Raw genomic sequence first — 13,280 nt, 5'->3', positions numbered from 1 at the left:
GCCGCTCCTATGCCAGACCGGCGACGGCCAGCACCACAGCCAGGGCGCCACCGGTCGCGATCCAGGAATCAAAGATGTCGAATAGCCCGCCCTGATGCGGCACCAGCTGCGGGTAATCCTTGACCCCGGCCCGCCGTTTCAGATGCGAGGCGGTCAGATCGCCGATCACCGTGAACACGCCGATCAGCAGGGCAAAGGCGATGGCCTGACCAGAAGCGACCGAGGGCAGCAGCAACGCCGCGCCACCCGCAGTGAGCACCAGCATGATCGCGCCGCCTGCCAGCCCCTCGATCGTCTTGTTCGGGCTGAGAGCCGGAAACGCCTTGTGGCGGCCAAACACCTTGCCCGCCAGCAGCGCGTAGCTGTCAAAGGTCTCGATCCCGATCCAGGCGGCCAGAAACAGCGCCTCGTTGCCGCCGGTGCAGCTGACGCCAAAGGCCAGGATCGGCAACACCGGAAAGCTGAACAGATCGGCCGCAGCTGCCTCGGGCCGGGTCAGGCGGATGACCATCGCCGCCAGCCAGGCCAGCGCCAGCAGCGCCACGGCCCAGCCCCAGGGCACCAGCAGGATCAGCAGCAGAAAGCCAAGCCCCGCCGCTGTCGCCCAGACAATCGCCAGCCCGGCACCGCCGGGGCGAAACCGCACGCTTGCCGCCTCCCAGACCACCCGCAGGATCAGCCCCAGGCAGGCCAGCGGCATCAGGACCGGGGCAAAGGCGAACACTGTGCAGACCGACCCGACAATTGCGGCCTCGATATTCAGAATTGGCCAGATTTTTCGGGCACCGCTGCTGGTGGCGGGCACAATGCTCATCGCGCCAACGATGGCATAGCCAAGCGACAACAGCGCCAGCGCCGCAGCGACAACGCCAAGGGTCGACTGGGCCGCGATCATTTTTCGGCACCGACTTTGCGAACCACCCGGCCCTGGTGCCAGCGCATGATCGGCCAGATCAGCGGCGCGATCCAGTAGAGCGCGGTCATCTGCCAGCCCGGGGTGACCGCAAAGCGGCCACGCTCCATCCCACGGATGGTCAACCGGGCGACGTCGCCGGGCTGCCAGAGCCCGCCGCCTTCGCTGATGATCTTGGTCGCCTCGGGCTTGGTCAGCGATTCGGCGGCCAGCTGCGGCGTGTCGGTGTCGGGCGGATAGCAGAGGGTGACCGAAATATCATGCGGCGCCAGTTCGACACGCAAAACCTCGGCCAGGGCCCGCACCGCGAATTTCGACGGTGCATACGCACCATACCCATAAATACCAAAGAACGCCGCGCCGGAAGAGATCAGTGCCATCTGCCCGCCACCGGCGTCGCGCATCAGCGGGGCCGCCGCATGCAGCAGGTTCAGAGTGCCGGTGTAATTGACCGAAAGTTGGGCGTGATGCGATCCGATCTCCTGATCGAGGAACCGGCCCGGCTCGGCCAGACCGGCGCTGGCCACCACAATGCCGGGGGCGCCGCGCGCCGCAAACGCCTCGGCCACAGCCGCCATGACAGCGGCGTGATCAGTGACATCGCAAGCGATGCAATCAACCCCGGCGCCGGGCACGTCGCGGCGGAGCGAGCCCGCCGCGACCGCCAAGCGTTCAGCGTTGCGCGCGATCAGCACCACTGGCCGACCCTTGGCCGCGAGTTGCCGCGCGACCTCAAGCCCGATGCCGCTCGACCCGCCTGAAATCCAGGCCGGGGCGTGCTGCCCGGGCCGCGCCATTATCCGGTGGTCCCTTCCGCAAAGGCGACCATCTGCCGATAGGCCTCTTCATCGGCCATCTGTTCCGGCGGATGCTTGAAGATAAAGGCCGAAGCCGCCTTGACCGGACCGGCCATCCCGCGTTCGCGGGCGATCTTGGCACAGCGGATCGCCGCCAGCGCCTCGGCCGCCGCATTCGGACTGTCCTCGACCTCGAGCCGCATTTCGACATTGGTTGCGACACCGCCGAACAGGCGACCCTCAAGGCGGATATAGGCGACCTTGCGGTCGTTCAGCCATGGCACATAATCCGAAGGGCCGACACGAATGTCGTCGCCAGCCAACCGGGCATCCATCGCCTCTTGCACCGCTTCGGTTTTCGACTCGCGCTTCATTGCCAGCCGGTCACCGTCCATCATGTTGAGGAAGTCGGTGTTGCCGCCGACGTTCAACTGATAGGTCCGGTCGATCTGAACGCCGCGCATGTCGGCCAAGGCCGCCACCGTGCGGTGCATGATCGTGGCCCCGAACTGCGCCTTGAAATCGTCGCCCAGGATCGGAATGCCGGCATCTTCGAATTTCTTCGCCCAGACCGGGTTGGAAACGATGAACACCGGGATGCCGTTGACGATCGACACGCCCGCGTCCAGCGCACATTGCACATAGAACTCGACCGCCTCGATGGAGCCGACCGGCAGGAAGATGATCAGGACTTCGGCGTTCGAATCCTTCAGCACCTGGGTCACTTCGGCCTGGGTCAGCGCCGGTTCCGGCGACCCCTGAAAGGCCCGCTCCGGGTTCTGGTTGCGCATGAACGCGGTGAACCCGTCCAGGTCCGGACCACGGCGCACCATGGCCTTATGCTCGCTTACGTCATCGCAAAAGGTCGCGGTGCAGTTCGGCGCGGCCATGATCGCCTCGCCCAGCGGGCGATTGACCTTGCGCGCGTCGATATCAAACGCCGCCACAAATTCGATGTCCGACGGCGCATAGCCGCCAAGGTCGGGGAAGCTGACCCCGATGGCCTTGTCACCCATCTGCTTGCAGTAGGACACCCCCTGCACGAGTGAACTGGCACAGTTCCCTACCCCGGCAATAGCCACCCGGATTGGGTTTTTCTTTTCAATTGTCATTCTCAGAGCTCTCCGCCCGTAACCCGATATGTTTCAGTCACGTATTTGCCCGACGCGAGCCGCCCCACCAGCTTTAGACCGGTGACACGCGGGAAAAGCCCGCCGTCGTCGACATCGAGGTAGGCGTAAATCATACGCGCCTCCTCATCTCCCATGCGGGTAAACAGCGCAGGGCGCCCTTTTTCTACCCGCAAAATTGGTTTTACCGTCGGCAGCGCCTTGAAACTGACGTCATAGGTGCCGTCGCCGTTGGAACTTGCCGAAACGCCATAGGCCAGGCGGCGTTCCATGCCGCTCAGCCCCTTGGCCGCGCCATCGGTGTTGTACCGCCGCCAATAGGCCGAGACCGGCGATTTGGCGTCCAGCTGACCGCCCGTCACCCGCGCGGCATAGACCACCGTGTTGGAATTCGGCGAGCGCTGGATAAAGAACACCTGGCCGCCGTCCTTGGGCCGCGGGAACTCGCTGCGGAACACCGGCATCGCCGCCGTCACCTGCCGCGATTGCAGGCTCAGCTTGGGCGCCGCCTGCGCCGCCGGGGCGGCGAGGGTGAAAACAGCCGTCACAAACGCGAAAAGAAGCGCTATGGTTCCCCTGACCACGGCCGGGGTTACAGGTTGGATCTGTGCCATGGAGTTATGTTCCGACAGCTTTGCCCACGAGGTCGGCGGTCATTTCAGCGGCTTGCGCCAATGCCGTGACCACGCGGTCGATGTCGGCCTCTGTATGGCCGGCGGAAATGAAGAACCGAATGCGCGGCAGGTCCTTCGGAACGCCGACATGGATGATGGGCGGCGCATAGATCCCCTGCTCCAGCAGGATTTGCGAGATGGCAAGCGTCTGCTCCTGCGTCTGGAACAGAACCGGGATCACCGCTTCGCCCACCGCGGTGTGGGTGTCCAGACCCGCCGCGCGGGCCTTGCTCAGAAACATCTGGCTGTTGCGATGCAGGGCGCGCACCCGCTCAGGCTCGGCCTTGAGAATGTCCAATGCGGTCTGCGCGGTGGCCAGCGTGGCGGGCGACAGGCCCACCGAATAGACGAAACAGGGCAGCGTGAACCGCAGCCAGTCGATCACCACCTTCGAAGCCGCGATGAAACCGCCCGAAGAGGCAAAGCTTTTCGACAGGGTGCCGATCTGCAATTCGACCCGTTCGGGATCGACGCCGCAGCGTTCGCACAGGCCGCGGCCAGCGTCGCCCAGAACGCCATAGGAATGCGCCTCGTCCAGCAGCAGCCAGGCGTCGTGACGGTCCTTGATCTCGACCAGCCGAGGCAGGTCGGCCAGGTCGCCGTCCATCGAATAAAGTCCCTCTGCCGCGATGAGAACGCGGGCGTATTTCGACCGTTCCGTCGTCAGGATATGCTCCAGATGATCGAGGTCGTTGTGACGGAATTTGATATGGCTGAACTTGCCAGCCTTGGCGCCCATCACGATGGAATTATGCGCAAGGTCATCGGTGATGACCAGATCGCGCGCACCCATGAAATGGCTGATGATCGACATGTTGGTCAGATAGCCCGAGATCAGCGCCAGCACCCCGCCAACGCCCAGAAACTCGGCCATGTCGTCTTCGAATTTGCGGTGCGCGGTGCGTTCGCCACCAACCAGCCGCGACGCCCCGGCGCCGGATCCGAATTCGTCGATCGCCGCCTTGGCGGCGGCGGTCATCCGCGGATCCTTGAGCAGGCCAAGGTAATCGTAATGCGCAAAGCTGACGTATCCGCCCGCCAATTTATTCGACGCATCGGCAATCGTATCCGTATGCGCAAACCAGGGGTGTCCGCCTTCGAGAAGCGCAGAACCGGCCATCCGAAAACGGCGGCGCGCATAACCTTCGAAGCTCGAACTTTTGGGGTTCGGTTTGTCCACTCTTCCCTCCGACACGGGCGTCTCTGAATAGCAATGCCGTGCCAAAAACATAGGGGGCTTACGGTCACCGATGGGACGCTTTCTAGAGATCATAAAAGCGTCATGCAATGCACGAAAGGGGAAATGACGCGGGGTAGCTGGGCGCCGGTGCCTGTATGGCTTTGCGGCCCGAATCCCGTAATAAACCGAAACAATTGTAACAGAATACGAAGGAAATCGGCCAGTTTCCGCCACCTCGCCAGTTCAGCGCAGCCCGTCCTTGGCGATGTCCCGGGCCAGATCGCGCACCACCTCGCCACGCGCGGCGGCAACCGCGGCAACACCGCCGCCCGGGGCGATCGGCGCGCTCAGGGAAAACAGGCCCGAACGGTCTCGGCCACCGGCATCGGGGGCGACGAAATACTGGCCGCTCATCCGGAACAGCATGTCGCCGTCGGCGAACATCTCTTCGACCCTTACATCGACCCGCACCGCCGCCCTGTCGGCAAAGGGCCAGGGCTCCGGCGCCACCCGGGCGCTGGTCATCTGCGCCAGATAGCGCGCCAGTTCCAGGGTCACCGCCCGCGCCGGGGCATCCGACCAGAGCAACCCGCCCTGCGCGGTCAGGGCACCGTCGTTGCCACGCCTATGGATCTCTTCAGAGGCCGCATAGGCGGGCAGTGACACCTCGACCAGCTCAACACTTCGATAGGAAATCCGCATCTTTTCACCGCTCACCACGGCGGGCGGCACCGAATAGAGCTGCGAGGATTCACCGGAACAGGCGGTGAGCAGGGACAGGGCCAAAACGGCGTGCAGGATGGGATAGCGCATGTCGATCTACCTTCCGAAAAGCAGCGAATTCGGGTTGCGTTCCAGGGCCCGCGACAGCGATCCCACGGCGGCGGCGGCGCGTTCAACCTCGCGCAGCGCCTGCGCGGCGTCCTTGCCGATGCCTTTGGAGGCATCATAGCCGCGCAGCACGTCCGAGGCCTGACCGAGCACCGCCTGGGCACGGCGGATCAACGCTGGCAAATCGCTGGACGCCGCCGCGATGCTGTCGGCGGCATCGCGGGCCGAGGCAAAGGTCTGATTGGCGTTCTCGATCAGGCCACCATCGCGCAGGTCGTCCAGCACCTGACGCAGCGATGCCAGAGCCGCCGAAAGGTCGACGGGCAATTGCCGTGCCGCATCGGTGCCAATCAGCGCATCGGCGCTTTCCAGCAGCTTGGCCAGATCCGCCGCCAATTCGTTCAGCGGCAGGGTTTCGGCCTTGGCCGCCACCGCGTCGATCTTCTTGATCAGCTCCGGCACCCCGGCGACGCTGGTCGACAGATCCGCCGCCGCGTCACGCACAGCCACCAGCGCCTCGGCGGCGCTGCCCGCGACATTGCGATCGCGCAGGTCGCTCAGGAAGGCGGTGAGATTGTTCAGGCTGTCGGTGACGGCGCCAGGCATCGCCTTGGCCGCCTCGGTGCCGATCACCGCATTGGCGTTGCGGGCCAGCGCGTTGACCTCATCCACCAGTTCGTTCAGCGGCAGCGATTGCGCCTTGGCCGCCACCGCTTCCAGACGGGTCACCAGCGCCGGCACCCCGGCCACCGCCGCCGTGGCCGAAGCCGCAGCCGCGTTCACCGCATCCACCGCCGCCAGCAGCCGTGTCGCCGCTTGGTCTTCGTTCAGCCGGGTGACCAACAGGCGCAATTCCTCGGTGGTTGCCGACAACTGTCCGGGCAGCGCCTGCGCCGCCTCGGAGCCGATCAGCCCGCGGGCATCGCCAAGCAGCGCCCTGAGGTCGCCGGGCACCTTGCGCAGGTCATCACCGGCAACAAAGCGGCTGACATTATCGAGCGCGCCGATGGCGGCGTTCATCAGATCCTCGATCGGCAGGGCATTGATCCGCTCGAACAGACCTTCGGCTGTGGCCGAGACATCGGCGATTTCGCTTTCGGTGGTCGGGACCACCGGGTTCGGCGACCCGGTCTGGTCCAGCAACGCCGGTTCGGCATCTTCGACCATCAGCAATTCGACCTTCAGCCCGCCGGTCAGGATCGAGGCGGTCACCAGCCGTGCCCGCAGCCCGTCGCGGACCTGCTTGTCCAGAAACTCCAGGGCCGCTTCGGGCGAAGCCTCGCCAGAGGGCAGGCCCAGACGGCCAGGCCGGATCGCCAGCGTCGCCGCCAGCCGCACCTGCCGGTCGCCAAAACGCTCTGGATCGACCAACCCGTTGACCGAAGTCACCCGGCCAACCCGGACCCCGCCAAGATCGACCGGTGAATCCACCGTCAAACCGGCGACATTGTCGGCAAACACCGCCGTCAGGTTCAGCGGCGCGCCGTCGCCCTCGGCAAAGACGCTGGCGCGGGCCGCGCCTTCGTCGGTGTAAACGGAAAAGACGGTGCCCGGGGTCACCACGCCACCGCCTGACACCACGGTGGAAAAGCTGATGCCGCCGGAAATCAGCGAGGCCAGCGAGGAAAAGTCGATCTCAGCACCGCTCGGCCCCAGGTTGAAGGTGAAACCAGAGCTTTCCCAGAATCGCGTCGCGGTCGAGATCAGGCGGTCATGGGGCTTGAAGATGATCGCCTCGGCCTCGACCGTGGTGCCATCGGCAGAGACCTGGGCGCGGCCAATCCGGCCCACGTCGATGCCGCGATAGACGATTGGCGCGTTCTCGGTCAGGCCGGTGTCATCGACCGCACGCAGCACGATGCGCAGCCCGTCGCGCCCGTCGCGCGACAGCGGCGCCTCGCTCAGCCCGTCAAACCGCGCCGGGGCGTTGCCGGGCTTGGTGTTCCACAGCCCTTCGATGAAAACCCCGGTCAGGACGGTGTCCAGCCCCTCGATGCCTTCGGTCGAAATCTTGGGGCGCACCACCCAGAATTGCGCATCCTCATCGACATAGGGGGCAACGTCGCGATCCACCCGCACCCGCACCAGCACCTTGTCGAGCGATTCGGTAAAGGTCACCCGCTCGACCACCCCAACGGCGACATCGCGATAGCGCAGCTCGGTCTCGTTGGCGACCACGCCACTGGCGTTTTCAAAGGCGATTTCGATCACCGGCCCGCGGCTCTGATAGGATTGCCAGGCAACGCCCAGCGCAATCAGCAATGCAATCAGCGGGATGATCCAGACGATCGAGACCCGTTCCAGAATCGACTGGCGCACCGGTTCGACCGGCAACTGCGGCGGGATGATCTGATCGCTCATCCGGGCTGGCCCGGTAGGCGTCGCAAACGGTCGGCCCGGCTGACAATTGTGTCCGGGTCCCAGATCATCCGACTGTCAAAACTCTGCGCAGAAAGCATGGTAAAGACCACCGACATCGCGAAATACAGACTTGCCGGTCCCGGTGCCACGGCAGCCAACGCACCCAATTGCACCAATGACGACAGCAATGCCACGACAAAAACGTCAATCATTGACCACCGCCCGATATATTCGACCAGTTCGAACAGATGTTGCCGCCTGAGCTGGGACATTCCCGATCCATGCCGCACGCTGATCGCCAGCGCCGCGATCACCGCGAATTTGCCAATCGGGATCATCACCGAGGCGACCAGGATCACGATCGCCACGCCCCAATTGCCATGATCCGCCAATTGCGCGGCGCCACCGATGATGGTGTTGTTTTCAACCATGCCCAGGGTGCGGGTTTGCAGCATCGGCAGGACATTGGCCGGGACATAGCAAACCACGCCGACAATCCACCAGGCCCAGACCTTTTGCAGCGACAGCTGATCGCGTGAGGCGATGGCATGGCCACAGCGCCCACAGGTGGCGGTGCCTGCCGGCCACACCGTGGTGCAGCGGCGGCAGGCAATCAGCCCGGCGGCCCGGGCGGTGGTCACCGTTCCAGTGATTTCCATACCGAATACCTGCACATGAAGGTGTCCTGGGCAACCACCAGAACCACCAGGACCGCGAACATCCAGAAGGCCGGGCCGAAATCGACATCGGCCAGATCCGCGACTTTGACCAGCGCCACGGCGCAGCCGATAGCAAAGACCTCGGCCATCGACCAGGGCCGCAGGTCTTCGGAGAGACGAAAGGCGCGGCGCGCGCCGGTGGCCGGCGGGCGGTCCCAGACCAGCGGGATCAGAACATAGAGCATCAGCAGCGCCCGCAGCACCGGCACGAACACGATCAGCGCCGCCACCGCCAGCGCCAGAAACACGAAGGGCCCGCCATGGAACGACAGCGCCGCCCCGAGGATCGAGCTGGAATGCCAGGCGTTGCCAACCCGGATTGTCAGAAACGGAAATATGGTTGCCGAGATCACCAGAATCACCACGGTCAGCGCCACCGCGATCAGTTGCAGCCCGGCGCCACGCCGAGGCGCGATCAGCACCGTATGACACCGCGCGCAAACCGCCCGCTCGCCCCTCGCCGGTTCGCTGACCCGGTAAAGCGCATCGCAACGCGGGCAGGCGATCAGATCGGCAGGGTCGGGGCCGGGGATGATAGGCGCTGACTGCGACATGGGATTCCGGGTCTACCGCATAGGAGGTCTGGCTGGCCCCCAGCTATAGCAGCGCCGCGCCGGATCAACCAGCCGTGCCCGTCGCGGCCCCCTATTTTTCATCGGTGACCAGGCCATAGACCCGTTGCGCCTGCCAGTCGCCGCCTTTGCGGAACACCAGGTCGATGGATTTCTCGATCCGTTCGATGACGATCACCTCGCCCTCCGGATTGGGCCAATCCGGTTCGCCGTAATAGCCAAGTGCGCCATGATCCCCCGGCAGGCTGCGCAAGACCTCGGCCCGGGCCAGCAGCCCGCCCGCCACCAGCGTGCCGTCATCGGGGACCAGCCGCAAATCACTGCCATCCAGACACAGCGCCAGGGCGATCTGCCCCGTCGCACGCCCGGTGACGATCAGCGCCGCATCCGCTGCCGGGCCGGTGCCAAAGCCACCGACCAGGCCCGGCGGATCCAGGGTGGCGGCGGGCGACCAGCGCGCGAGGTCGAGCCCGCAGGCCACCAGCGCCGCCAGCGGATCCGCGCGTGACGGGTCCGGCCAGTTGAGGCAGATATCGACCCGCGCCGACAGGAATCCGGCCCGCGCGCCCTGCCCGACCGGCGTCAACGCCATCTCGGTGATCTCGATCCGAGCGCGGCCCTGTTCCGGGTCCGGCGCGGGTGCCGCGCCGCCAGAGGGTTTCAGACCGGCCGTGCCCGCCAGACGCGGATCGAACAGGAACTGGCGCAGCACCTGCGGCGCGTTCACATCGCCGGTGTTCGGGCCGCTGTTGGCAGCATTGCGAAAATGCCAGCCATGCAGGGCTCGGGGATCAATGCCAAAGCGCGGCACGCCGCCAGCGCTCAGGTCCAGCCCGTTCCAGTCGCGCAGCTGGACATCCCAGCCGCTTGCCACCGGGTCAAAGGTCAGGGTCCAGCCGCCGGGCACGTCAAGCGCGGTGCGCTGCCCGGCACTCAGCGCGGTGTCAGTGGCGGCAAAGGCCAGCCGCCCGGCGCCCGCTGTGCAATCCTCAGCCAGGGCTGGCCCGGCCAGGCCCAGCGCCAGCAGCACCGCGGTCAGGCGCCTCATCTCAATTGTCCGCCGCCGGGGCCGTCGGCTCAAGCGGCGCGGCGGGTGCGGCGACCGGGCGCTCCGGTTCCACCGGTGAATCCCCGGGCATCGCTGGCGGCTGGTTGATCCAGTAGATCAGCACCACGATGCCGAGGATCCCGAGCAGCGCCAGCACCCCGGGCACCCGGCCCAGCCAGCGTTTCAGCGCGCTTTGCTGTCGACGGGCCACGAACCAGAGCACCAGCGCGACAACCAGCCCGGCGATCTGGAATTCCATAAAGAGCTCAATGCGGTTGAACCCGCGCGTGAGGCCGAAATCCTTGGCCGCCGTCATCGCCGGGACGATGATCGACAGCACCATGAGCACGGCCCAAAAGCCGAGGAGAAGCCAGAATGTGAGATCGCGGCGCATGGAGTACCTCCAAATAGCCGCCAAATTACCCCCTCACCCGTCATCGACATAGCAAAAATGTGCTAGGCGATCCGCTCAAGCAATGCGCGGGTGTTCTCGAACGTCATTTCCACCGGATTGCCACCGACGCTGGGATCCTTCAGCGCCGCGCTGGCCAGCGCATCCAGATCGGGATGTTCGATCCCCAGACCTTTCAGCGATTTGGGAATGTTCAGCGCATCGTTCAGCGCGTCGACATAGGCGCAAAACCCGTCAAAGCCGCCGGGAATTCCCAGATAGGCCGCCACCCGGTCGAATTTCCCGGCAATCGCATCGCGGTTGAAGTGCAGCACCGCAGGCATGCAGACCGCGTTGGTGGTGCCATGGTGGGTGTGATAGATCGCGCCGATTGGATGGCTGAGCGCATGGATCGCGCCGAGGCCCTTTTGAAACGCCGTGGCGCCCATCGCCGCCGCGCTCATCATCATCGCCCGGGCCTCAAGGTCATTGCCATTGGCATGGGCGCGCGGCAGGTAATTGTGCACCAGCCGCATCCCCTCAAGGGCGATGCCCTGGCTCATCGGATGATAATGCGGGCTGCTGAACGCCTCGACGCAATGGGCAAAGGCATCCAGCCCGGTGCCTGCGGTGATGTGCTTGGGCATGCCCACCGTCAGTTCCGGATCGCAGATCACAATCGTCGGCAGCATCTTGGGGTGAAAGATGATCTTTTTCTCATGGGTTTCGGAATTGGTGATGACCCCGGCACGGCCAACCTCGGATCCGGTGCCGGCGGTGGTCGGCACCGCCACGATCGGGGCAATCCCCGCCGGATCGGCCCGGGTCCAGTAATCGCCGATATCCTCGAAATCCCACAGCGGGCGGGTCTGCCCGGACATGAAGGCAATGGTCTTGCCCAGATCCAGCGCCGAGCCGCCGCCAAAGGCGACAACCCCGTCATAACCGCCCTCGCGATAGGCGCGCAGCCCCTCGGCGACGTTCACCTCGGTGGGGTTGGGGTCAACCTCGGAAAACAGACCAACGTCGAGCCCGGCCGCCCGCAGCAACGCCAGCGCGCTGCGGGTGATCTCCATCAATGCCAACCCCTTGTCGGTGACCAGCAGCGGCTTGCTGATACCGGCACTGCGGCAGGATTCGGCCAGTTCGGCGATCCGCCCCGGTCCAAAACGAATGGCGGTTGGATAGGACCAGTTGGCGGTGGGTGCCTGGGTAAATGCCATCGGGATCAGCCCTTTTTCAGATGATAGGATTTCGGTCGGGTCAGCGCGTGATAGCCCAGCACAGAAAGCCCGGTGCCGCGGCCTGTGTCCTTGCACCCCGACCAGCACAATGCGGGATCGAGGTAATCGCAGCGGTTCATGAACACGGTGCCGGTTTCCAGCCGGTCGCCAATCGCTTCGGCCGCCACCGCATCGGCGGTAAAGATCGCCGCGGTCAGGCCGAACTGGCAATCGTTCATCAGTGCAATTGCCTCTTCGTCGTCCCTGACCGGCATGATGCCGACCAGCGGCCCAAAGGTTTCCTCGCGCATCACATCCATCGCCTGGGTCACATTGGTCAGGATCTGCGGCGTGACATATGCGCCGCCGTCATCGGCGGGCATCGTGTCAATATGTGCCTTGGCCCCCTGCGCCAGCGCCTGCGCCAGCTGATCGCGCACCACCTTGGCAAAGCGCAGATTGGCCATCGGGCCGATATCGGTCGCCTTGTCCATCGGATTGCCCAGCTTGTAGCCTTGGACCAGCGCCACCGCCTTGGTCAGAAATTCGTCGAACCGGCTTTCATGCACATAGATCCGCTCGATCCCGCAGCAGCATTGGCCGGAATTGAACATCGCCCCGTCGATCAGCCCGGCAACCGCCGCATCGACATCGGCATCGGCGCGGACATAGCTCGGGTCCTTGCCGCCGAGTTCGGTGGCCACGGCGGTAAAGGTCCCCGCCGCCGCGCGTTCCATCGCCTTGCCGCCGCCGACCGAGCCGGTGAAATTGACCACGTCAAAGGCGCGGGCGGCGATCAGGGCGCTGGTGGTGTCATGATCGAGGAAGACATTCTGAAAGACCTCCTCGGGCACGCCAACGGCGTGGAAGGCTTCGGCCAGATGGTCGCCGACCAGCAGCGTCTGGGTGGCATGTTTCAAGAGCACCGCCGAGCCCGAGATCAGTGCCGGGGCCAGGGTGTTGATCGCGGTCATATAGGGGTAGTTCCACGGCGCCACGATCAGCACCACGCCCGCCGCTTCGCGTTTGATCACCCGACGCGCGGTGGCGCTGTCCTCGATCACCAGCGGGGCAAGCGCGTCCTCGGCAATGCTGGCCATATAGCTGGCGCGTTCGTTGAAGCCGCCGAATTCACCGCCATAGCGGATCGGCCGGCCCATTTGCTGCGCCAGTTCGAGGGTCATCCGCTCCTGCTGTTCGCCGATCCGGGCCACCCCGGCCATCACCAGGTCGCGGCGTTCGCTCAGCGGGCGCGCCGCCCAGGCTTTTTGCGCCGCACGGGCGCGGGTGGCAACGGCATGTGCGCCCGCAAGGCTGAGCGCCGCGCGCGTCGCCAGGGTCGAGCCGTCGATGGGGGAGGTGCAGGTGAGCGTGGTCATTTTCGTCCTCACTGGGCCAATTGGCCCGAAAAACCTTTGGGTTGAGCGGCGCGGGGTCGCCA

The 13,280-nt window shown here is 65.2% G+C and carries 13 protein-coding genes; all 13 read right to left on the bottom strand.

Annotation, left to right across the window (positions count from 1 at the left end; all coding sequences use genetic code 11):
- Positions 1-7: 7 nt before the first annotated feature.
- Positions 8-895 carry a phosphatidate cytidylyltransferase gene (locus P1U48_RS11360; RefSeq protein WP_301069101.1) on the bottom strand — a complete coding sequence of 296 codons (888 nt, stop codon included), beginning with the start codon at positions 893-895 and terminating at the stop codon, positions 8-10.
- Positions 892-1,710: an SDR family oxidoreductase gene (locus tag P1U48_RS11355; protein WP_301069100.1), complete on the bottom strand. Its 819-nt coding sequence runs from the start codon at positions 1,708-1,710 to the stop codon at positions 892-894. Before P1U48_RS11355 ends, P1U48_RS11360 begins: the two co-directional genes overlap by 4 nt.
- Complete coding sequence (locus tag P1U48_RS11350; protein WP_301069099.1) at positions 1,710-2,726, bottom strand: inositol-3-phosphate synthase; 1,017 nt, start codon at positions 2,724-2,726, stop codon at positions 1,710-1,712. The genes P1U48_RS11355 and P1U48_RS11350 overlap by 1 nt, the downstream gene beginning before the upstream one ends.
- Positions 2,727-2,824: 98 nt before the next feature.
- Positions 2,825-3,388: a DUF4833 domain-containing protein gene (locus tag P1U48_RS11345; RefSeq protein ID WP_301069098.1), complete on the bottom strand. Its 564-nt coding sequence runs from the start codon at positions 3,386-3,388 to the stop codon at positions 2,825-2,827.
- 70 nt (positions 3,389-3,458) lie between these two features.
- Positions 3,459-4,634 (bottom strand): aminotransferase class I/II-fold pyridoxal phosphate-dependent enzyme, encoded by a 1,176-nt coding sequence (locus P1U48_RS11340; protein WP_301069097.1) that lies wholly within the window; start codon positions 4,632-4,634, stop codon positions 3,459-3,461.
- Between the two features lie 303 nt (positions 4,635-4,937).
- Positions 4,938-5,507, bottom strand: a complete 570-nt coding sequence (locus tag P1U48_RS11335) for an ABC-type transport auxiliary lipoprotein family protein (RefSeq protein ID WP_301069096.1) — start codon at positions 5,505-5,507, stop codon at positions 4,938-4,940.
- Between the two features lie 6 nt (positions 5,508-5,513).
- Complete coding sequence (locus P1U48_RS11330) at positions 5,514-7,886, bottom strand: MlaD family protein (RefSeq protein ID WP_301069095.1); 2,373 nt, start codon at positions 7,884-7,886, stop codon at positions 5,514-5,516.
- A complete protein-coding gene (locus P1U48_RS11325; protein ID WP_301069094.1) occupies positions 7,883-8,545 on the bottom strand; it encodes a paraquat-inducible protein A in 663 nt (220 codons plus the stop codon). Before P1U48_RS11325 ends, P1U48_RS11330 begins: the two co-directional genes overlap by 4 nt.
- The gene (locus P1U48_RS11320; protein WP_301069093.1) at positions 8,524-9,159 is read right to left on the bottom strand and encodes a paraquat-inducible protein A; all 636 of its coding nucleotides are present in this window, start codon (positions 9,157-9,159) and stop codon (positions 8,524-8,526) included. Before P1U48_RS11320 ends, P1U48_RS11325 begins: the two co-directional genes overlap by 22 nt.
- 91 nt (positions 9,160-9,250) lie before the next feature.
- A complete protein-coding gene (locus P1U48_RS11315) occupies positions 9,251-10,225 on the bottom strand; it encodes a hypothetical protein (RefSeq protein ID WP_301069092.1) in 975 nt (324 codons plus the stop codon).
- A gap of 1 nt (position 10,226) precedes the next feature.
- A complete protein-coding gene (locus P1U48_RS11310; RefSeq protein WP_301069091.1) occupies positions 10,227-10,619 on the bottom strand; it encodes a hypothetical protein in 393 nt (130 codons plus the stop codon).
- Positions 10,620-10,681: 62 nt separating this feature from the next.
- Positions 10,682-11,839 (bottom strand): iron-containing alcohol dehydrogenase, encoded by a 1,158-nt coding sequence (locus tag P1U48_RS11305; protein ID WP_301069090.1) that lies wholly within the window; start codon positions 11,837-11,839, stop codon positions 10,682-10,684.
- Positions 11,840-11,844: 5 nt separating this feature from the next.
- Positions 11,845-13,218 (bottom strand): aldehyde dehydrogenase family protein, encoded by a 1,374-nt coding sequence (locus P1U48_RS11300; protein WP_301069089.1) that lies wholly within the window; start codon positions 13,216-13,218, stop codon positions 11,845-11,847.
- Positions 13,219-13,280 lie beyond the last annotated feature (62 nt).

The organism is Pseudooceanicola sp., assembly GCF_029213205.1.
GTDB lineage: Bacteria > Pseudomonadota > Alphaproteobacteria > Rhodobacterales > Rhodobacteraceae > Pseudooceanicola.
Note: the sequence above shows the minus strand (reverse complement) of the source record. Positions and strands in the feature narration are given on the sequence as shown.

What these genes read in the sequence shown, in the direction of transcription:
- P1U48_RS11360 (WP_301069101.1), bottom strand. Translation starts at nt 895, where the DNA reads ATGATCGCGGCCCAGTCGACCCTTGGCGTTGTCGCTGCGGCGCTGGCG.
- P1U48_RS11355 (WP_301069100.1), bottom strand. Translation starts at nt 1,710, where the DNA reads ATGGCGCGGCCCGGGCAGCACGCCCCGGCCTGGATTTCAGGCGGGTCG.
- P1U48_RS11350 (WP_301069099.1), bottom strand. Translation starts at nt 2,726, where the DNA reads ATGGGTGACAAGGCCATCGGGGTCAGCTTCCCCGACCTTGGCGGCTAT.
- P1U48_RS11340 (WP_301069097.1), bottom strand. Translation starts at nt 4,634, where the DNA reads ATGGCCGGTTCTGCGCTTCTCGAAGGCGGACACCCCTGGTTTGCGCAT.
- P1U48_RS11335 (WP_301069096.1), bottom strand. Translation starts at nt 5,507, where the DNA reads ATGCGCTATCCCATCCTGCACGCCGTTTTGGCCCTGTCCCTGCTCACC.
- P1U48_RS11330 (WP_301069095.1), bottom strand. Translation starts at nt 7,886, where the DNA reads ATGAGCGATCAGATCATCCCGCCGCAGTTGCCGGTCGAACCGGTGCGC.
- P1U48_RS11325 (WP_301069094.1), bottom strand. Translation starts at nt 8,545, where the DNA reads ATGGAAATCACTGGAACGGTGACCACCGCCCGGGCCGCCGGGCTGATT.
- P1U48_RS11320 (WP_301069093.1), bottom strand. Translation starts at nt 9,159, where the DNA reads ATGTCGCAGTCAGCGCCTATCATCCCCGGCCCCGACCCTGCCGATCTG.
- P1U48_RS11315 (WP_301069092.1), bottom strand. Translation starts at nt 10,225, where the DNA reads ATGAGGCGCCTGACCGCGGTGCTGCTGGCGCTGGGCCTGGCCGGGCCA.
- P1U48_RS11310 (WP_301069091.1), bottom strand. Translation starts at nt 10,619, where the DNA reads ATGCGCCGCGATCTCACATTCTGGCTTCTCCTCGGCTTTTGGGCCGTG.
- P1U48_RS11305 (WP_301069090.1), bottom strand. Translation starts at nt 11,839, where the DNA reads ATGGCATTTACCCAGGCACCCACCGCCAACTGGTCCTATCCAACCGCC.
- P1U48_RS11300 (WP_301069089.1), bottom strand. Translation starts at nt 13,218, where the DNA reads ATGACCACGCTCACCTGCACCTCCCCCATCGACGGCTCGACCCTGGCG.